This is a genomic window from Curtobacterium sp. NPDC088465, assembly GCF_044753165.1.
Taxonomy (GTDB): Bacteria; Actinomycetota; Actinomycetes; order Actinomycetales; family Microbacteriaceae; genus Curtobacterium.
The window spans coordinates 79,966-98,865 of the sequence record NZ_JBIVMR010000003.1; the positions used below are offsets into that span (position 1 = coordinate 79,966).

19 protein-coding genes are annotated in these 18,900 nt (G+C 73.1%); 13 read left to right on the forward strand and 6 right to left on the reverse strand.

The window, feature by feature from the left end; genetic code table 11:
- Window positions 1–56 precede the first annotated feature (56 nt).
- Window positions 57–914, forward strand: a complete 858-nt coding sequence (locus ACIP6W_RS12160; RefSeq protein ID WP_209685564.1) for a helix-turn-helix transcriptional regulator — start codon at window positions 57–59, stop codon at window positions 912–914.
- Window positions 915–917: 3 nt separating this feature from the next.
- Here the strand turns inward: ACIP6W_RS12160 and ACIP6W_RS12165 are convergent, their stop codons facing one another.
- On the reverse strand, window positions 918–1,418 hold the full coding sequence (locus ACIP6W_RS12165; RefSeq protein ID WP_400429809.1) for a hypothetical protein: 501 nt from the start codon (window positions 1,416–1,418) through the stop codon (window positions 918–920).
- A 265-nt stretch (window positions 1,419–1,683) separates the two neighbouring features.
- Window positions 1,684–2,397 (reverse strand): DUF3800 domain-containing protein, encoded by a 714-nt coding sequence (locus ACIP6W_RS12170; protein ID WP_400429812.1) that lies wholly within the window; start codon window positions 2,395–2,397, stop codon window positions 1,684–1,686.
- 97 nt (window positions 2,398–2,494) lie between these two features.
- On the opposite strand from ACIP6W_RS12170, the gene ACIP6W_RS12175 reads away from it, so the two are divergent.
- The 4 genes from ACIP6W_RS12175 to ACIP6W_RS12190 all read left to right on the forward strand — a co-directional run bounded on the left by ACIP6W_RS12175 (window position 2,495) and on the right by ACIP6W_RS12190 (window position 6,929).
- Window positions 2,495–3,523: a RimK family alpha-L-glutamate ligase gene (locus ACIP6W_RS12175; RefSeq protein WP_400429815.1), complete on the forward strand. Its 1,029-nt coding sequence runs from the start codon at window positions 2,495–2,497 to the stop codon at window positions 3,521–3,523.
- An 84-nt stretch (window positions 3,524–3,607) separates the two neighbouring features.
- On the forward strand, window positions 3,608–4,654 hold the full coding sequence (locus ACIP6W_RS12180; protein WP_066655903.1) for an LLM class flavin-dependent oxidoreductase: 1,047 nt from the start codon (window positions 3,608–3,610) through the stop codon (window positions 4,652–4,654).
- On the forward strand, window positions 4,654–5,961 hold the full coding sequence (locus ACIP6W_RS12185) for an O-acetylhomoserine aminocarboxypropyltransferase/cysteine synthase family protein (RefSeq protein WP_251154472.1): 1,308 nt from the start codon (window positions 4,654–4,656) through the stop codon (window positions 5,959–5,961). The genes ACIP6W_RS12180 and ACIP6W_RS12185 overlap by 1 nt, the downstream gene beginning before the upstream one ends.
- 35 nt (window positions 5,962–5,996) lie before the next feature.
- A complete protein-coding gene (locus ACIP6W_RS12190) occupies window positions 5,997–6,929 on the forward strand; it encodes a 4-(cytidine 5'-diphospho)-2-C-methyl-D-erythritol kinase (protein ID WP_066655898.1) in 933 nt (310 codons plus the stop codon).
- 52 nt (window positions 6,930–6,981) lie between these two features.
- Here ACIP6W_RS12190 and ACIP6W_RS12195 read toward each other — a convergent pair whose 3' ends face one another.
- A complete protein-coding gene (locus tag ACIP6W_RS12195) occupies window positions 6,982–8,640 on the reverse strand; it encodes a hypothetical protein (protein WP_400429818.1) in 1,659 nt (552 codons plus the stop codon).
- Window positions 8,641–8,730: 90 nt separating this feature from the next.
- Between ACIP6W_RS12195 and ACIP6W_RS12200 the strand changes: the two genes are divergently transcribed.
- Genes ACIP6W_RS12200 through ACIP6W_RS12220 form a run of 5 tightly spaced genes read left to right on the forward strand, consistent with a single transcriptional unit; the run spans window position 8,731 to window position 13,003 of the window.
- Window positions 8,731–9,144: a molybdopterin-binding protein gene (locus ACIP6W_RS12200; RefSeq protein ID WP_066655894.1), complete on the forward strand. Its 414-nt coding sequence runs from the start codon at window positions 8,731–8,733 to the stop codon at window positions 9,142–9,144.
- Window positions 9,141–10,286, forward strand: coding sequence for a ThiF family adenylyltransferase (locus tag ACIP6W_RS12205; protein ID WP_400429819.1), 1,146 nt, complete (start codon window positions 9,141–9,143; stop codon window positions 10,284–10,286). Before ACIP6W_RS12200 ends, ACIP6W_RS12205 begins: the two co-directional genes overlap by 4 nt.
- 25 nt (window positions 10,287–10,311) lie before the next feature.
- Window positions 10,312–11,142, forward strand: a complete 831-nt coding sequence (gene modA / locus ACIP6W_RS12210) for a molybdate ABC transporter substrate-binding protein (RefSeq protein WP_400429821.1) — start codon at window positions 10,312–10,314, stop codon at window positions 11,140–11,142.
- A 32-nt stretch (window positions 11,143–11,174) separates the two neighbouring features.
- The gene (locus ACIP6W_RS12215) at window positions 11,175–11,984 is read left to right on the forward strand and encodes an ABC transporter permease (protein WP_271826676.1); all 810 of its coding nucleotides are present in this window, start codon (window positions 11,175–11,177) and stop codon (window positions 11,982–11,984) included.
- Window positions 11,981–13,003, forward strand: a complete 1,023-nt coding sequence (locus ACIP6W_RS12220; RefSeq protein WP_311206548.1) for an ABC transporter ATP-binding protein — start codon at window positions 11,981–11,983, stop codon at window positions 13,001–13,003. The genes ACIP6W_RS12215 and ACIP6W_RS12220 overlap by 4 nt, the downstream gene beginning before the upstream one ends.
- A gap of 7 nt (window positions 13,004–13,010) precedes the next feature.
- On the opposite strand, the gene ACIP6W_RS12225 is transcribed toward ACIP6W_RS12220, so the two are convergent.
- The 3 genes from ACIP6W_RS12225 to ACIP6W_RS12235 are packed head-to-tail and all read right to left on the reverse strand — an operon-like array spanning window position 13,011 to window position 15,801.
- The gene (locus tag ACIP6W_RS12225; RefSeq protein WP_245172441.1) at window positions 13,011–13,241 is read right to left on the reverse strand and encodes a MoaD/ThiS family protein; all 231 of its coding nucleotides are present in this window, start codon (window positions 13,239–13,241) and stop codon (window positions 13,011–13,013) included.
- Between the two features lie 12 nt (window positions 13,242–13,253).
- Complete coding sequence (gene moaA / locus ACIP6W_RS12230) at window positions 13,254–14,333, reverse strand: GTP 3',8-cyclase MoaA (protein ID WP_400429824.1); 1,080 nt, start codon at window positions 14,331–14,333, stop codon at window positions 13,254–13,256.
- Between the two features lie 10 nt (window positions 14,334–14,343).
- Window positions 14,344–15,801, reverse strand: coding sequence for a glycosyltransferase family 87 protein (locus ACIP6W_RS12235; RefSeq protein WP_271826677.1), 1,458 nt, complete (start codon window positions 15,799–15,801; stop codon window positions 14,344–14,346).
- 21 nt (window positions 15,802–15,822) lie between these two features.
- Here ACIP6W_RS12235 and ACIP6W_RS12240 point away from each other — a divergent pair, with 21 nt between their 5' ends.
- The 3 genes from ACIP6W_RS12240 to ACIP6W_RS12250 are packed head-to-tail and all read left to right on the forward strand — an operon-like array spanning window position 15,823 to window position 18,776.
- Complete coding sequence (locus ACIP6W_RS12240; protein WP_311206550.1) at window positions 15,823–17,289, forward strand: molybdopterin-dependent oxidoreductase; 1,467 nt, start codon at window positions 15,823–15,825, stop codon at window positions 17,287–17,289.
- The gene (locus tag ACIP6W_RS12245; protein WP_144411360.1) at window positions 17,286–17,741 is read left to right on the forward strand and encodes a hypothetical protein; all 456 of its coding nucleotides are present in this window, start codon (window positions 17,286–17,288) and stop codon (window positions 17,739–17,741) included. Before ACIP6W_RS12240 ends, ACIP6W_RS12245 begins: the two co-directional genes overlap by 4 nt.
- Before the next feature lie 9 nt (window positions 17,742–17,750).
- Window positions 17,751–18,776, forward strand: a complete 1,026-nt coding sequence (locus ACIP6W_RS12250) for a bifunctional helix-turn-helix transcriptional regulator/GNAT family N-acetyltransferase (RefSeq protein ID WP_307810456.1) — start codon at window positions 17,751–17,753, stop codon at window positions 18,774–18,776.
- Window positions 18,777–18,900: the final 124 nt, after the last annotated feature.

Here is an 18,900-nt window from a genome sequence, read left to right on the forward strand (position 1 = left end):
ATCGGGGGACCGGCGGTCCCTGGCTCCGCTCCGGCCGAGACGGCACGATGGGGGGCATGGACCGCCCCGCGCTCGCCGACTTCCTGCGCCGCCGCCGCGAGCTGCTGCGCCCCGAGGACGTCGGCCTCGGCAGCGGTCCCCGTCGGCGGACCCCCGGACTCCGTCGCGAGGAGGTCGCCGCACTCGCCGGGATGAGCGTCGACTACTACACGCGGCTCGAGCAGCAGCGGGGCCCGCAGCCGTCGGAGCAGATGGTCGCGGCGATCGCCCGGGCCCTCCGGTGCAGCCTCGACGAACGCGACCACCTGTTCCACCTCGCCGGGCACACGGCGCCGGTCCGGATGCACCGCGCGGACCACGTGGACCCCGCGATCCTGCGCGTGCTCGACCGGCTCGAGGACACCCCGGCGATCGTCGTGAGCCACCTCGGCGAGACGCTCGTCGAGAACCGGCTCGCTCGGGCACTGCTCGGCGGATCCGTCGACCTGCCCGGCAACGAGCGCTACCAGGCGTGGCGCTGGTTCGTCTCGGGGACGGAGCAGGCGAAGTACGCGCCCGAACAGCACGAACGACTCGGTCGGGTGGTGGTCGCGTCGCTCCGCGCGGCCGTCGGGCTCGCGGGGCCGAGCGACCGTCGGGCGACGGAGCTCGTCGCCGAACTGCAGCGCCGCAGCCCGCAGTTCCGGGAGCTCTGGGAACGCCACGAGGTCGCGACCCGCTGGTCGGACGACAAGACCATCGTGCAGCCCGAGCTCGGCCGGATCACCGTCGACTGCCAGGTGCTCCACACCGACGACCAGGCGCAGGCGCTCCTGTTGTTCACCGCGCCTGCGGGGAGCGAGGACGCGCAGAAGCTCGAGCTCCTCGGGGTCGTCGGCACGCAGCAGTTCGGCGCCGACCGCGTCGCGCGCTGATCCTCAGTCCGCCGACGCACCCCGTGCCCGCAGGGCCTCGACGACGGCTTCGGGGTCGTTGCACCGGAACCGCAGCGACCGCGCCCCGAGGATCGCGACCTGCACGCCGGGTCCGCCGTCGAGCAGCACCGCCGTGCCGCCGGGGACGAGCCGGATGCCGAGCCCGCCGGAGTTGCCGCCCGTCATGTGCACGACCTCGGCTGACGTGATCTGCTCGGGGGCGACGCGCCGCCGGTACCACCAGGGGCGGACACGGACCTCGAGCACCTCGTCGACCCGCACCGTCATCCGCATGGTCATCATCCCGATGCCGAGCGCCACCGTGACGGCGAGGGTGACCACCAGCACGCCGACGTCCGACGCCGTCGGCGGCTGGTCCTGCCACCCCGCCGGCACCGCGAGCACGAGCGTCGCGATCCCGACGGCGGTCGCGATCACGGCCCATCCCACGACGGTCATCACACGGCCGGGACGGACGGTCTCCTCGTACGCGGGGTAGGACATGCGTTCCACCCTCGCACACCCGGCGCTCCGGCACGAGGTGACCCCGCGCAGGAGCTCGAACTGCTCGGTGTCAGCCGTACGGGACGATCCTCCTCCGGTCGGTTCCCTCCACCGGCGTCAGGCGCGTCGGCGGTCCGGAACGTTGTGGTCCCTACTCGCCGCTGGTACCCTCGGTCAGGCAGGACGCTTCGGCCTCCCGCACCCAGCCAACGCCCCGCTGACGCGGGGCGTTGTGTCTTGTCCCGCCCTGACGGCGCCGTCGCGCTCAGGGGGACCAGACGTACTCGACGATGGTGATCTCCTTCACCAGAGCAACGATCTTCGCAACGGCATCGGCGGCGCGTGGGTCCTTCTCCTCGATCGTGCGGGACCGGTTCAAGAAGAAGGTGGCGAGATCAGCGGCCTGCAGCATCCTGCTCTCGTGGGAGGGGCCGAAGTAGATCGTGTCCGCTATCCGGGTGAGCGGTTTCCGCGTGTACCCGGGAACGCTCTCGACCTTGAAGCTGCGGAGACTCCGACGCGCGCCTGCAGCAGAGTGGTGTTCGTCGGCCAGCACGAGACCGAGCTGATCGTTCCGGTCCAACCATCCGAGCCGTTCGTGCACACACTCGAGTAGATGAGCGAGCGTGAGGAGATGCGCGGGGAACGCGCGCGAGCCGTACCGGCGTCGGTGAGCGTACAGGTCGACACCCCGGAAGACGAAGGATGCCGTGGATCGAGACAGGACCTTGGCCGCGAGTGTGCACGCCTTGACCCTCCACCCGAGGGGTACCCGTTTCCACCGCCCTCGACCGTGGAACATCTCGACCGCGTGGAACTCGGTGGCCGCGTCGAAGCCGGCCACGTTCGCAGCGAGCAGGCGGCCGATCCCGTCGAACCCTTGCTCGATCGACTGCACGGCGCTGGCGTCAGCGACGAGACCTCCGAAGAAGTAGAAGGCGTCGTCCCTCGCGGATTCGTCGATGAAGATGAGTCGCACCGGGGCACCGTACTGATGTTCCACATGCTCGTCCCGCGTTCGCAACGGCGCGTCACACACCTGGCACCCCCAGGGGGAGCGTGCCTAGGGTGGCCCGGTGACAACTCCGCGCGTGTACGTCATCCACGAGAACCCCGAGTGGTTCCCGCCGTTCGCCGCTGCCTTCGCGGCAGAAGGGGTGCCGGTCGAGGAACTCCTGCTCACCGACGGCGGTGCCCTGGGCAGCATCGACCTGACCGCCGAGCCGGCTCCGGGCGTCTACTGGTCGCGGATGTCCGCGTCGAGCCACACCCGCGGCAACGAGCACAGCAAGGAGTACGCCCGCGCGCTGCTCGGCTGGCTCGAGCGCTCCGGTGCGACGGTCGTGAACGGCAGCCACGTGCTCGAGCTCGAGGTGTCGAAGGTCGCCCAGCACGGGCTCCTCCGGGACGCCGGCTTCGACGTGCCCCGCACGACCGCGGTCTTCGGGTCGGCCGCCCTCAAGGACGCCGCGCGGACCTTCACGGACGGGCAGGACGTCCCGTTCATCACGAAGCACAACCAGGGCGGCAAGGGCCTCGGCGTCCGCCGTTTCGACACCCTCGCCGAGTTCGACGCGTACGTCGACAGCCCCGAGTTCGAGGCCCCCGTCGACGGCATCACGCTGCTCCAGGAGCTCCTGACCGCCCGCGAGCCGTTCATCACCCGAGCCGAGTTCGTCGGCGGCGAGTTCGTCTACGCGGTCGGTGTCGACACGAGCGCCGGCAGCTTCGAGCTCTGCCCGGCCGACGCGTGCGAGGTGCCCCAGGCCATCGCCGGCGCCGTCTGCGACGTGCCCGGCGCCGAGACGACCGGCACAGGGGCACCGGGCGCACCGGCCGCCTTCAGCATCCGTGACGAGGTCACGGCCCACCACCCGCTCGTGCAGCAGCTCCGGACGTTCCTCGCCGACCAGCGCATCCAGGTCGCGGGTGTCGAGTTCATGGAGACCACGGACGGCCGGACGGTCGTCTACGACGTAAACACGAACACGAACTACAACCCCGCCGTCGAGGCGGTCGCGCCGGTCTCCGGTCCGCGCGCGATCGCGCGCTTCACCGGCGCGCTCCTCGAGCAGGCGTACGCCGCGTCGGCGACCACGGCCTGAGACGACACCACCCACCGGCCTGGAGGCTCGTGGCGGGCCCGCCCCGCGCCTCCCGGCCGTCACGACACACCTGAGGAACCACTCGTGCGATTCGGATACTGGACCCCGCTCTTCGGCGGCTGGCTGCGCAACGTCGAGGACGAGGACATGCCCGTCACCTTCGACTACGTGAAGCGGCTGGCGCAGCGTGCCGAGCGGATCGGCTTCGACCTGACGCTCGTGCCGGAGCTCAACCTGAATGACATCAAGGGGACGGCCGCGCCGAGCCTCGAGGCGTGGGCGCTCGCGGCCGCGCTGGCCGCGACGACCGAGCGGCTCGAGATCATGGCCGCGATGCGTCCGGGCTACCACCTGCCGGCGGTGACGGCGAAGCAGGCCGCGACCATCGACGAGATCTCCTGTGGTCGCTTCACGTTCAACGTCGTGAGCGCCTGGTGGGCGGAGGAAGCCCGCCAGTACGGTGGCATCTTCTCCGAGCACGACGACCGGTACGCGCGGACCGAGGAGTTCGTCGCGATCCTCAAGGGCCTCTGGGCCGAGACGCCGTTCTCGTTCACGGGCGAGTACTACGAGGTGCAGAACACGCACCTCGAGCCGAAGCCGCGGGTCACCCCGCGCATCTACGCCGGCGGCGAGAGCGAGGCGGGCAAGAGCTCGATCACCCGCTTCGCCGACGCGTACCTGACGCACGGCGGCACCGTCGACGAGCTCCGCACGAAGATCGACGAGATGAAGCGTCGCCGCGAGGACGCCGGCGCCGCGCCGTTCGAGGCGTTCGGCATGGCCGCGTACGTGATCGTCCGCGAGACCGAGGAGGAGGCGCAGGCCGAGCTGGCCCGCATCACCGACGTCCGCCACGGGAAGGCGTACGAGTCGTACCAGGACTTCATCTCGAAGTCGCAGCTCGAGCACGTCCCGTCGCTCGAGGACTACTCGGTGTCGAACCGCGGTCTGCGCCCCGGGTTCGTCGGTACGCCGCAGCAGGTCGCCGACCGGATCCGCGAGTTCGAGGACGCCGGGGTCGACACGCTCCTGCTGCAGTTCTCGCCGCAGGCCGAGGAGATGGAGCGCTTCGGCGAGCAGGTCATCCCGCTCGTCCGCGCCGCCGTCCCCGCCGAGCCGGTCGCCTGATGGCGGCCGAGGACGACTGGGCGTTCGAGACGCGGCAGATCCGGGCCGGCTTCACGGCCGACCCGGGCTTCGGGGCGAACGTGCCCCCGATCGCGCAGAGCGCGGCCTTCGTGTACCCCTCGGGCGAGGACGCGGCGGCGCGCTTCATGCTCGACGCACCTGGACACACCTACACCCGCGTCAACAACCCGTCTGCGGCGGCCCTGGAGCGACGCGTCGCGGACCTCGAGGGCGGGGTCGGAGCACTGGCGCTGGCGTCCGGTCAGGCGGCGACCTCGCTGGCGGTGCTCGGCGTCGCGCGGGCGGGCGCCCACGTCGTCTCGTCGGCGTCGCTCTACGGTGCGACCTACACGCTCTTCCACTCGACGCTGAGCGACCTCGGCATCTCGTTCACCTTCGTGCAGGACCCGACGGACCTCGACGAGTGGCGCGCCGCGGTCCGTCCGGAGACGCGGGCGTTCTTCGGCGAGAGCATCCCGAACCCGCGCGGCGACGTGCTCGACTTCGCGGGGGTCGCCGGTGTCGCGCACGACGCGGGGGTGCCGCTCATCGTCGACAACACCATCGCGACGCCGTACCTCGTGCGACCGATCGAGCACGGCGCGGACATCGTCGTGCACTCGGCGACGAAGTACCTCGCCGGCCACGGCAGCGCCGTCGCCGGGATCATCGTCGACGGCGGGAACTTCGACTGGGCGGCGCAGGCGGAGAAGTACCCGCAGCTCACGACGGTCGAGCAGTCCGGGTTCGCCGGGACGGCCTTCGCCGAGAAGTTCGGCCGCCGCGCGTTCATCCAGCGCACCCGGTCGAAGCTGTCCGCCGACCTCGGCCCCGCGATCGCCCCGTTCAACGCCTTCCTCGTCCTGCAGGGCATCCAGACGCTGTCGCTGCGCATGGACCGGCACGTGGCGAACGCGGCCGCGGTCGCCTCGTGGTTGGACGGACACGCGCAGGTCGAGCACGTGCACTACGCCGGGCTGCCCTCGTCGCCGTGGCACCACCTGCAGCAGCGCTACGTGCCGAAGGGGCCGTCGGCCGTGCTGGCGTTCGACCTCGCCGGTGGGGTCGCTGCCGGTCGCCGGTTCGTCGCCGCGCTCGAGCTCTTCGACCACGTGTCGAACCTGGGCGACGTCCGGTCGCTCGTCGTGCACCCCGCGTCGACGACCCACGTGCAGATGACCCCGCAGCAACGCGCGGCCGCCGGCGTCGGGGAGGGCATGATCCGCCTGTCGATCGGTCTGGAGCACGTGGACGACATCCTGGCCGACCTGGCTCGCGGGTTCGCGGCGGCGGGGACCTCGGCGTAGTCCGCGGCCCGGCGCGGGGAGGATAGGTTGGACGCATGACCTCGCTGGCCGCACCGACCCGCGTGCGGGTGCGCGCTCCCGGCAAGATCAACGTGTTCCTGTCCGTCGGCGCGCTGCAGGACGACGGCTACCACGACGTGGCGACCGCGTACCAGGCGGTGTCGCTGTACGAGGACGTCACCGCGGAAGCGGCCGACGACTTCTCCGTGCGCTTCACGGGACCGATCGACACCAGTGCGGTCCCGACCGACGACTCGAACCTGGCGATCCGCGCCGCGCGTCTCGTGGCCGAGGCCGCCGGGCACCGGGGCGGCGTCCGGCTCACCATCGACAAGCAGGTCCCCGTCGCCGGCGGGATGGGCGGGGGATCGGCCGACGCCGCGGCGACCCTGCTCGCGTGCGACACCCTCTGGGGCACCGCCCTCGGGCGGGACGAGCTGCTGCGGCTCGCGGCCCGACTCGGCGCGGACGTCCCGTTCGCCTTCGCCGGCGGCACCGCCGTGGGGACGGGTCGCGGTGACGAGCTGAGCCCGGCGCTCGCCAAGGGGGAGTTCCACTGGGTCCTCGCGCTCAGCGAGGACGGTCTCTCCACCCCTGCTGTCTACCGGGCGCTCGACGAGCACCGGGAGCGCTACCGGGCCGACATCCGCCCGGCTCCCACGACCCCCGTCGTCGAGGCGAACGTGCTCCAGGCGCTCCGTGCCGGCGACGCGGACCTGCTCGCGGACTGCCTGCACAACGACCTGCAGGCACCCGCGATGCGGCTGCAGCCGGGGCTCGCGGCGACGATCGAGGTGGGGGAGAAGGCCGGCGCGCTCGCGGGCATCGTCTCGGGGAGCGGCCCGACGGTCGCGTTCCTGGTCGCCGACCGCGATGCTGCGCTCGAGGTGCAGGTCGAGCTCAGCGCCTCCGGGCTCGTCGCGCTCCGGGCGACCGGCCCGGTGCACGGTGCCCGCGTCGTGCACTGACCACCGGACCCGCGGTGCCGACTGACCACCGGACCTACGGTGCCGTCGGGGCTCAGTCGCGGACGAACTCCGTGATGACGACCCGACCGGTCCGCCACTTCTGCTCGACGTGGAAGCCGTGCTCGGCGAGCACCTCGGTCGTCTCCGGCTGGATGTTGCGGGCCTTCGGGGTGCCGCCGACGAACCACACGGTGTCGATGTCACCGAGGCGTGCCGGGATCGTCGACGCCAGGTCGCCGTTCTCGTTCCAGAGCACGCCCGTCTCGGCGCCGTTCTTCCGGATGCCCAGGTCGGTCATCCCGGTGAACGCCCAGGGGTACGAGACGCGGATGATCTCCGCGGTGGACGTCGGGTGCCCGTAGACGCTGCCGAAGACCACGCCCTCGTTGGCACCGGTGTTCGCCCCACGCTCGGCGGCGATGATCGACGCGGCGTTCGCCCAGGTCGACTCCTGCTTCGACCGGGGCGTCTTGACGTCGATCGCGCTCGGGACGCTGATGACGAGGAAGACCGCGAGCAGCGCGGCGATCAGGGCCTTCCGCCGCAGGGCGGTGATCGCGAGCGCGATGAGGAGCGCGACGAACGGCATGCTCAGCGATGCGTACTTGGGGGAGTAGAGGTGCTTGCCGAGTGCCGTCGCGGCGAGCAGTGCCCCGGTCGGCAGCAGTGCCAGCGGCAGGGCGATCCGGACCGCCTGTGCCCGGAGGAGCGCGCGGACGGTGGGGACGCGGCGGTGTGCGGCGACCAGGGACACGACGACACCGATGACGAGGAGCGTCCACGCGACCGCGGCGTACGAGTCGATCCCGCCGAACCACGAGGTGGCGAACACCTGGCGCGGGGTGCGCTGCGTGATGCCCGAGATCCACGCGACCTGCTTGGACTGCTCCGTGACCTCGAGCACGAGCGGCGACGCGAGGAGCGCGGCAGCTGCGGCGGCGACGACCCAGCGGACGAGGACGACACGGCCCACGAAGGGGTCACCGGCGTCCGACCGCCGGGTCCACGTGCGCGACCGGCGCTCGGCCAGCCACGTCCAGGCCAGGGCCGCCGCGTGTGCGACCACGGCGAGCGCGAGGTACACGTTGAAGCAGACGGCCAGGAGCGCGAGCAGCCCGTAGGCGACCCACCAGCGGATGCTCGACGCCCGCGTCGCCCCGGACCGGGTGCGTCGAACGGCCGTGATGCCGACGAGCGTCAGTGCGACGGCCAGGGTCGTGACGGTCGCGTAGGGGCGGCCCTCGGACCCGGCCCACTGCACGCGGGGGATCGCGAGGAACACGAGACCGGCGACGATGCCGAGCCGACGACCACCCAGGCGGCGTCCGAGTGCGACGACGAGCCCGGCGGTGACGCCGATGGCGAGTGCGCTCGGGAAGCGGAGGGTGAACGGCGTGTACCCCACGAGCCAGAACCAGGCGTGGATGAGTGCGTAGTACAGGCCGTGCACGGCGTCCACGTTGTGGAGTTCGGCCCAGAGCTGCGGCCAGCTGCGCGTGGCGCTGGTGACCGTCGCGGCCTCGTCGTACCAGAGCGAGGGGACCCAGGCGAAGAGCGCGCCCGTGACGACGCCGAGCGCACCCACGGTGAGTTCGGGGGTCCGGACTGCTGCGACACGCAGGGCCGTGGACGCGGACCGCAGGCGGGTACGGACCGGCGCGACCCCGGCGGAGGCGGGGACGTGGATGGTGCCGGTCTGTGGTGCAGTCACGCCCGCGACGGTAGCGCGCACGGCTGGGCGCGTGCCCCGTACCGCTGTCCCCTCCGTGAGAGTTCGCCATGCCGTAGGGTCACGGACACCATGACGACACTCCGCATCCGAGACGCCGCGCGGTACCTGGGCGTCAGCGACGACACCGTCCGGCGCCTGGTCGACGCCGGCACGCTGCCCCGTTCCGAGGACCCGTCCGGCCGCACGGTGGTCGAGGGGCGGGACCTCGCCGCGTACGTCCGCGGTCGTGACGCCGGGCTCGACGACCCGTCCGGTGTCCGCAGCTCGGCGCGGAACCGCTTCGTCGGCATCGTCACCGACCTGGTCGTCGAGGGGGTGGTCGCCCAGGTGGAGCTGCAGGCCGGCCCGAACCGCGTGGTGTCCCTGATGACCGCCGAGGCCGTCCGCGACCTCGGGCTCGAGGTCGGTTCCGTCGCGGTCGCGTCCGTCAAGGCCACGATGGTCACCGTCGAGGTGCCGGAGCAGCCGGAGCGCGCACGGTGACCACGCCCGACCCCGCCACGCCCGACCCCGCCGTGTCCGACCCAGCCACGCCCGACCCGGCCACGCCCGACCCCGCAGCGCTCGCCGCCCGGCGGCGGAGCACCTCGCGCACGGCCGCGCTCGACGGTGCCGGGCAGGCGGCGCTCGACGCGCTCGCCGGCGCCCGGGTCCTCGTCGTCGGAGCGGGCGGGCTCGGCGCACCCGTCCTGACGTACCTGGCCGGCTCCGGGCTCGGCCGGATCACGATCGTCGACCACGACACGGTGGACACGTCGAACCTGGCGCGGCAGACGCTGTTCGCCGCCGCCGACGTGGGGCGCTCGAAGGCGGCGTGCGCAGCCGACCGGGTGCGCGGCGTCGACGCCGTCGTCGAGGTCGTCGCCCTGACCGAGCGCTTCCGCCCCGAGCACGTCGCCGACCACGACGTGGTGGTCGACGCGGCGGACAGCGTCGAGGTCACCCGTGCCGTCTCCGACGCGTGCGCCGCGGCGGGCGTGCCCTTCGTCTGGGGCACCGCGCTCGGCTACGACGGACAGGTCTCGGTCTTCCACGATGCCGCCGCCGACCCGGTCGACTTCCACGACCTCCACCCCGAGGCGCTGCCGGACGAGGGCTCCTGCGCCGCGGACGGCGTGCTGCCCGCCCTGTGCGGCGCGGTGGGCGCGGTGATGGCGGCGCAGGTCACCGCCCTGGTCGCCGGGCTCGGCGACCCGCTGCTCGGCCGGGTGCTCACGGTGGACGCCCGTCGGTGGCGCTGGACCGAGAGCGTCGTGCGTCGCGGCCCGGGATCGGTCCGTCCCGCGGCGTCGGCGGTCGCGGAGCCGCCGCGGATCGCCCCCGCCGAGCTGGCACGACGACTCGGTGACGACGGTGCGGCCGTCGCGGGCGACCGGATCGTCCTCGTCGACGTCCGGACCGAGGCGGAGCGCGCGACCGGGGTGATCCCGGGCTCGCGGACCCCGGACGACCTCGGCGGCTCCGGGGCGGTCGACGAACTGGTCGTCGTGTGCGCGTCCGGGAAGCGCGCCACCGCCTGGGCACGACAGGCCATCGCGGACCGTCCGGCGGGGGCGTCGCCCGTCACCGTCCTCGACGGCGGGATCACCGCGTGGGGCCAGGAGGGCCACCCGATCACCTCCTGACCGCAGATGCGGCTAGGATCTCCCCGTGAAGACGCTCCTGCGAACCTCTGCCGCGATCGCGCTCGTCGTCGTCGGGACGAGCCTCGCCGCGTGCACGGCCCGGCCCGTCACCGGCGGCGCGACGGGGAGCAGCGCGACGGGCACCTCGGCGAGCGGCACCGCCACGGGCAGCACGGGCCCGACCGGGTCGATCACGGTCTTCGCGGCCGCCTCGCTCCAGCGAACCTTCACGGAGCTCGGGGAGCAGTACGAGCGGCGGCACCCGGGGACCACGGTCAGGTTCTCGTTCGCCGGTTCGAGCGACCTCGTCTCGCAGATCCGCAACGGCGCCCCCGCCGACGTGTTCGCCTCCGCCGACGAGGCGACCATGGCGAAGCTCGCGACGACCGACCTGGCGACGGGGTGGCCCCGCGACTTCGCGACGAACACCCTCGAGATCGCCGTCGCACCCGGCAACCCCGAGCAGGTCGCGGACCTCCGCGACCTCACTGCGTCCGACCTGCAGGTCGTCACCTGCGCCGCCCCCGTGCCGTGCGGTGCGGCGACGGCGGAGGTCGAGCGGGCCGCGGGCGTCGAGCTCCGACCGGTGAGCGAGGAGCAGTCGGTCACCGACGTCCTCGGGAAGGTCGAGTCCGGGCAGGCCGACGCCGGGCTCGTCTACGTCACCGACGTCGAGGGCTCCGGGGGGAAGGTCGAGGGCGTCAAGTTCGCGGAGTCGTCGGAGGCCGTGAACACGTACCCGATCGGTGTCCTCAAGGAGTCCGCGAACCCGGTGACCGCCGCGTCGTTCGCCGCGTTCGTCCGCTCCGACGCCGGACGCAAGGTACTCACGGACGCCGGCTTCGGCGCACCCTGACGACGACCGCGATGCACCGGACGACCAGGACGATGACGAGCAGGCCGCCCCAGCGCCACCAGCGGACCCCCGTGCCGTGGTGGCTCCCGGTCCCCGCGGTCCTCGGCGGACTGTTCGTCGTCGTGCCCGTGGCCGCGATGGTCGGTCGGGTCGACTGGTCGTCGTTCGTCGCCCTGGTCACGGCACCCGCGTCGACCACCGCGCTCGGGCTGAGCCTCGGCACCGCGGCCGCCGCCACCGGGGTCGCGTTCGTCCTCGGCTACCCGCTGGCGGTGCTGTTCGCCCGCTCGACCTCCCGCTGGGTCGGGGTCCTCCGTGCGCTCGTCCTCCTGCCGCTCGTGCTCCCGCCCGTGGTCGGCGGTCTCGCCCTGCTCGCGGCCTTCGGGCGGCTCGGCGTGCTCGGCGCGTTCCTCGACGAGCACGGGCTCCGGATCGCCTTCACCACGACGGCGGTCGTGACGGCGCAGGTCTTCGTGTCGATGCCGTTCCTGGTGTCGTCGATCGAGGGCTCGCTCCGCACCGGCGGCGGTCGCGCCGAACGGGTCGCCGCCACGCTCGGCGCCGGACCGACCCGGACGTTCCTCACCGTCACGACGCCGTGCGTGCTCCCGGGCATCACCTCCGGCCTGGTGCTCTGCGGGGCGCGGGCGCTCGGCGAGTTCGGCGCCACCCTCACCTTCGCCGGCAGCCTGCAGGGGGTCACCCGGACGCTCCCGCTCGAGGTCTACCTGCAGCGCGAGATCGACCCGGACACCGCCGTCGCGCTCGCGCTCGTCCTCGTCGTGGTCGCCCTCGTCGTGATCGGGACGACGACGGTGCGCACCCGCCCGGTGACGACGTGACGGGCGGTGGAGCGGGGCTCGTCGCGCACGTGCTCGTACCCGAGCGGGACGTCGACGTGCGCCTGACGATCGGCCCCGACGAGTGCGTCGCGCTGGTCGGGCCGAACGGCGCCGGCAAGTCGACCGTCGTCGAGGCCCTCGCCGGCCTCCTCCGCACGCGCGACGGCAGTGTCGTGCTCGCGGGCCGCGACCTGACGTCCGTGCCGACGCACCGCCGCCGGGTCGGCCTGGTCGCACAACGCCCGGACCTCTTCGCCCACCGCACGGTCGCCGGCAACGTCGCCTTCGGCCCGCGTGCCACCGGGGCCGGCCGCCGGGAGGCACGGCACCGCGCCGCCACGGCCCTCGCCGCCGTCGGTGCGTCCGCACTCGCCGACCGGTCACCGACCACGCTGTCCGGCGGGCAGGCGCAGCGTGTCGCGGTCGCCCGTGCCCTCGCGACGGAGCCCGCGCTGCTGCTGCTCGACGAGCCGACCACGGCGCTCGACGTCGACGCCCGCACCGAGGTCCGCGCGGCGCTGCGCGCCGCCCTGCGCGGCCGCCCGACCCTCCTCGTCACGCACGACCCGCTCGAGGCCGTCACGCTCGCCGACCGCGTCGTCGTGCTGCAGGACGGCCGCGTCGTCGAGGAGGGGCGCACCGAGGCCGTCCTCCGGCAACCGCGCACGCCGTTCTCGGCGTCCTTCTCCGGACTGGTGCTCGTCCCCGGGACGGCCACGCCGACCGGGATCGCGCTCGACGGCGGCGGTGAGCTGGCGTCCGCGACGCACACCGTGCCTCCCGGCCGACCCGCGGTCGCGGCCCTGCACCCGACCGCGGCGCGCGTGCGCCGTGACGGGCCGGGGCTGGCACGGACGGTGACCGCGGTGGAGCCGCGTGACGGGCTGGTGCGGGTGCACGCGGGTGACCTGGTGGCCGACGTGACCGTCGCGTCGGCCGCGGCCCTCGGTCTGGAGCCGGGCGTGGCCGTGCGGGTCGCTGTCGACCCGGACGAGGTCAGCGTCGCCGCGCCCGCGTGACGGTGGCCTAGCCGCCGGCGAACGGGGGCATCACGTCGACGGTCGCGACGCCGTCGAGCGACGTCGAGCGGTCGCGCGTCGTGACCCCGTCGACGAGGTACGAGCACCGCTCCTGCAACGCCGTCCACCGGTCCGGATCTGCCGCCGTGACACCTCGCAGTGCCGCATCGAGCGTCGTCGCGGCCACCGTGGTCTCGTCCTGGCCGACGGCCGCGCGGGCCGCGGCGAAGAACCGCATCGTCGTCACCGGTCAGCCTCCGATCGCACTCATGCCGCGGGACGGGTGCACGATCCCGTCCGCGTCGTCGCCGTGGTCCCGCGGCTTCGCCCACATCGCGCGTCGCCAGGTGTCGAGCAGGACGTCGTCGTCGGCGCCGGCGCGCAGGGGGCCGAGCAGGTCGACCTCGTCGTCCGAGAACAGGCAGGAGCGCACGTGTCCCTCGGCGGTCAGGCGCGTGCGGGTGCAGTCGGCGCAGAACGACTCGGTGATGCTCGCGATCACACCGACGGTGCCGAGCGCTTCGCCGTCGAGCGTCGACACGCGGTACCGCTCGGCGGGGGCGCCGTCACGCGGCGCCTCGTCGGGCTCGAGCCGGTAGTGCTCGCCGAGCAGGGCGCGAGTCTCCTCCGCCGTGACCATGGTGGCGCCGTCCCAGGCGTGCCCGGGGTCGAGCGGCATCTGCTCGATGAAGCGCAGCTCGTGCCCGCGCTCGAGGCACCAGGCGAGCAGGTCGACGGCGAGGTGGTCGTTCACCCCGCGGAGCAGCACGGCGTTGACCTTGACCCCGAGGCCCGCGTCCGCCGCGGCGGCGATGCCCTCGAGCACGCGGTCGAGGAACGGGCGCCGGGTGACCTCGGCGAAGACGTCCGGGTCGACGGTGTCGAGCGAGACGTTGACGCGGCGCAGTCCGGCGTCCGCCAGGGCCTGCGCGCGGTTCGCCAGGCCGATCGCGTTCGTGGTGATCGACAGTTCGACGTCGTGGGCCGAGCACCGACGGACGATGTCGACGAGGTCGGCGCGCAGGAGCGGCTCACCACCGGTGAAGCGGACCTTGCGCACGCCGAGGGTGCCGGCGGCGAGGCCGACCAGACGGTCGATCTCCGCCGCCGTCATGAGTGCGTCCGACTGGATCACGGGCAGCCCCTCCGCCGGCATGCAGTACGTGCATCGGAGGTTGCAGCGCTCGGTGAGCGAGACCCGCAGGTCGACGGCGCGCCGGGCGAACCGGTCGACGAGCCCGGGGTCGTCGACGGGTCGAGGAGGGATGGCCGGCGACTCGCTGCGCACCCGGCGCAGCAGGCCGGTCGAGGGCAGGATCCGCGCCGTCATCCCCGTGATGCTACCCCGCGTCGATGCGGTCGCGGGTGCGGGGGTCCACGGACCGCCACCCACGGGGGTCGAGTCGTCGTCCCCAGCGCACCCAGTCCTCGCGCCGGGTGCGGACGAGCGTGACGACCACGATCACGAGCACCGCGGCGAGGAGCCACCACCGGAACGCGGGCGCCGAGGGCCAGACCCCGCGCAGGGCGATGGCGAGGTTCAGGGCCATCCACTCCCACCGACCCGAGAGGACCACGAAGGGGATGAGGAGCAGCGCGTACCAGGGGTACCGCGGGGTCACGGCGAGGAAGGTCACACCGATCATGAACACCTCGGCGGACCACGGCCGTGCGGGGTCCGCGAGGCGCCAGGACACCACGGCGGCCAGGAGCACCACGAGCCCGACGACGATCGTCGCCGCATCGCCCTTGATCACGGACGAGACCAGGGCGAACCGGGAGCCGTCCTCGTAGCCCTCCTCGGACAGGTAGCCGGGCAGGTACCCGAGGACCTTCACGCCGGTCGTGAGCACGTAGGGCACGTAGAGCAGCGCGAACGTGGCGATGCCGACGGGGACCGCCCACCAGTACCGCCACCGGCCGAGCAGGGGCGGGTAGACGATCGCCGGGATGAGCTTGGTGGCCGTCGCCGCACCGAGGGCGATCCCGCCCCAGATCGGCCGACCGAAGGCGACGAGTACGACGCCCGCCGTGGCGAGGGCGGCACCGACGACGTCGACGTGCGAGTTCGTGACCGCCTCGGACGCGACGAGCGGCGACCAGGCCCACAGTGCGGCCCACCAGGTCGGGCGGCCGACGCGTCGGAGCACCGCGACCAGACCGATCGTGACGCCGAGGGAGACGAGGAGTCCCGCGACCTGGAACGGCATGTACTGCGCGGTCGCGGGCACGAACGCGCGCACACCGGCGAACCACAGCTGCGCCATCGGCGGGTAGATCGTGGTCACGTCCGGCCGGTTGATGGCGACGCAGTGCCCGTCGGCCCCGTCGCCGAGCCCGCGCATCCGCGGCTCGAGCGGCTTGCAGGTGCCGTCGATCTTGTCCGGGAACAGCCAGTCCGGGCGCAGGTCGGCCAGCGCGTTCGACTGCGGCGTGTGGGCGTACGGTGAAATGCCGGCGTGTTGCACGATGCCGTCCCAGGCGTACCGGGCAGAGTCGGTACTGGTGTTCGGCGGGCCGACGAGCGCCGCGATGCCGACCACGACCGCCCCACCGAGGACGATCCGGGTCGTCCACTCGCGGGGCACGAACCGCACGGCGACCACTGCTCCCGCGAAGACCGCCCAAGCGATGAGCGTCCAGGCAACGAATGGTGCACGATGACCGGCACGGAGGAACCCCAGATGCGTGATGCCGAAGGCGATGACACCCGCCAGCGCCAGCACGCCGACGACGGACAGGACGGTCGACACGACCGCGGTCGTCGGGACGGAGGCGGCGCGCGGTCGTCTGCTCATGGTTCCCCGAGGCTACCGATCGTGCGCCGGGTCCTGCTGGATGCACGCGCGACCATGGCGTCCCCGAACCGCAACGCCCGCTCGGCCGTCGTCTGGGGTCGCCTGCTCGGCATCGCGTTCGTCGTCTGCTTCGGGACCGGCGTCTACAGCCACCTGCTGCAGGACCCCCTGCCGTGGATGCGCTTCCCGACCCGGCCGACGCAGCTCTACCAGTTCACGCAGGGCCTGCACATCACCGCGGGCATCGCGATCATCCCGCTGCTGCTCGCCAAGCTGAACGTCGTCATGCCCGCGCTGGCCCAGGTCCCGCCGGTGCGCGGGGTCCTGCACCTGCTCGAGCGGCTGTCGATCGCGGTGCTCGTGTCGGCGTCGATCGTGCAGGTCGGCACCGGCCTGCTGAACACGTACCAGTGGTACCCGTGGCCGTTCCCGTTCCGCCAGGTCCACTACGCCATGTCGTACCTGATCATCGGTTCGCTCGTCGTGCACATCGCGTCGAAGCTGCCCGTGATCGTGCGCTACTGGCGGGCGCGGGACGCCTACGACGCCGAGGGTCGGTTCGTCGCGGACCCGACGGTGGGCAGCGAGCTGCTGCCGGACGGCCGGGAGGCCCGCCCCGCCGTGGGTGGACGCCCCGCGGCCGAGCAGACGGCCGGCGCGTACCCCCGTGGCCTGACCGGCCGCCTGCTGCGGTGGGTGGACGGCGCGGCTGCGCCGGCTGCGCCGGCTGCGCCGGCGGGCGCTGCCGAGACTCGCCCTGGCGGACAGGTTCGCGGTCTCGGGACCGCGAACACGTCCGCGGAGCCGAGTCTCGGGGACGGCGCCGGCGGGGCGGAGGCGGGTCGCGCCTCCCGGCCGGAGCACGACGACGCGCTCCCCGGACCCCGTCAGCGGATCGCACGCCGCGGGTTCGTGGCGGGAGTGACGGCGGCGACCGTCGGCGTCGTCGCGCTCACCGCGGGACAGTCGAACCGGCTGCTCGAACCGCTCAACGTGTTCGGTGCCCGTCAGCGGTACATCGGACCGGACGACCTGCCGGTCAACCGCACCGCTCGCGCCGCCGGGGTCCTGGCGACGGCGACCGCGGCGGACTGGACGCTGACCGTGGTCGGTCCGGACGTCACACGGACGTTCTCGCGTGCCGAGCTCGTCGCGCTCGGCACCGCCACCGCGGACCTGCCGATCTCGTGCGTCGAGGGGTGGAGCCAGGTGGCGTCGTGGCGGGGTGTCCGGATGCGGGACCTGCTCGCCTCCGTGCAGGCCGACCCGGCGTCGGCGCTGCGGATCACGAGCCTCGAGAAGAGCGGCGGGTACCGGGTCACCGAGATGGGCCCGGAGTACGCGTCCGACCCGACGACGCTCCTCGCGCTCGAGGTGAACGGGAAGACGCTCGACCTGGACCACGGGTTCCCCGCCCGGGTCATCGCGCCGGGACGACCCGGCGTGCTGCAGACGAAGTGGATCGGGAAGATCGAGGTGATCCGATGAGGGCCGCGAGGATCGTGCTCGTCGTCGTGGGCGTGCTCGTGATGGCGTTCGGTGCGTACGTGCTCGTCACGACCGTCCGACCGAACCGCATCTGGGGCCTGGCGACGTGGCTGCTCGGCGCGGTCGTGCTGCACGACGTCGTGCTGTCGCCGTTCGTGGTCGGAGCGGGACTCCTGCTCCGTCGGACCGGCAGGACGCTCGGCGCCGGGGTGCTCGTCGTCGTGCAGACCGCGGTGGTGCTCGGGAGCGTGCTCGCCCTGGTGGTGCTCCCGGAGATCGCCGCGAAGCAGCACGGACAGAAGAACCCGACCGTGCTGCCGTTCGACTACACCACGCGGTTGCTCGTCGTCGAGGGGCTGCTGCTCGCGGTCGTCGTGGTCGCACTCGTGGTGGGCGTCGTCCGTGCCCGACGATCCCCGCGACCACTGGTTGCATCGACAACCAATGGCTAGCATGAGTGCATGACGGACGAGACGCCCTGGCTCACGCGCGACCAGCTCCGCGCGTGGATGAAGCTGGTCGCCGTCATGGAACTCCTCCCGGCCGCGCTCGACCAGCAGCTCCAGCGGGACGCCGATCTGACCCACTTCGACTACATGGTCGTCGCGATGCTGTCGGAGACCGAGTCGCGCACGCTCCGGATGTCGGCGCTCGCCGCGGCGACGAACGCGTCCCTGCCGCGACTGTCGCACGTGGTGTCGCGGCTCGAGAAGCGCGGGCTCGTCACCCGGTGCCCCTCGGTCGACGACCGCCGAGCCACCGACGTCCGACTGACCGACGACGGGTTCGCGGCCATCGTCGCGGCGGCGCCCGACCACGTCCGGACCGCCCGACGCTTCGTCATCGACGCGCTGAGCGACGAGCAGGTCCGGCAGCTCGACGGCATCACGCGGGCGCTGCTCGGGCGGCTCGACCCCGAGGGGCGGTTCGCGGCGCTGACCTACCCGCGGTCCGACGGCGAGGTGCTGTGCGAGGAGCGTCTGACGGGTGCGTCGCCTGCGGCACCGGCGGGCGTGCTCTTCCGGGACGCGACTGCGGACGACACCGGGCTGCTCCGGCACGCGACGCTCGCGGCGATGAACTGGAAGGCCCCGTCCTTCGTGGACGCCGACCTCGACCGCCCCGAGTTCGCGCACTACTTCGTCGGTTTCGACCCCGCCCGCGACCACGGCGTCGTGGCGGTGGACGGCGAGGGACCGGTCGGGGTGGCGTGGGCGCGGTTCCTGCCGGCGGACGACCCCGGGTACGGGTTCGTGGCCGAGGACGTCCCGGAACTCACGATGGCCGTCGAGGCGCGCGGGCGGGGTCGGGGGATCGGCACGGCGCTGCTCGCGCGGTTGCTCGACGCCGGCCGGGCCGCGGGCTGGCCGGGTGTCAGCCTGAGCGTCGAGGACGGCAACACCGGGGCGCGGATCGCGTACGAGCGGGCCGGGTTCCGGACGGTCGGGCGGAACGGGGACTCGGACACGATGCTCGTCCGGTCCTGACGTCCGGGCCGGCGCCCTGGTCGGCCTTGTCGGTTCGGTCGGCCTGGTCGGTTCGGTCGGTCTGGTCGGTTCGGTCGGTCTGGTCGGTCTGCTCGCGTCGCGGGTGACTGGTACACCAGTAGGA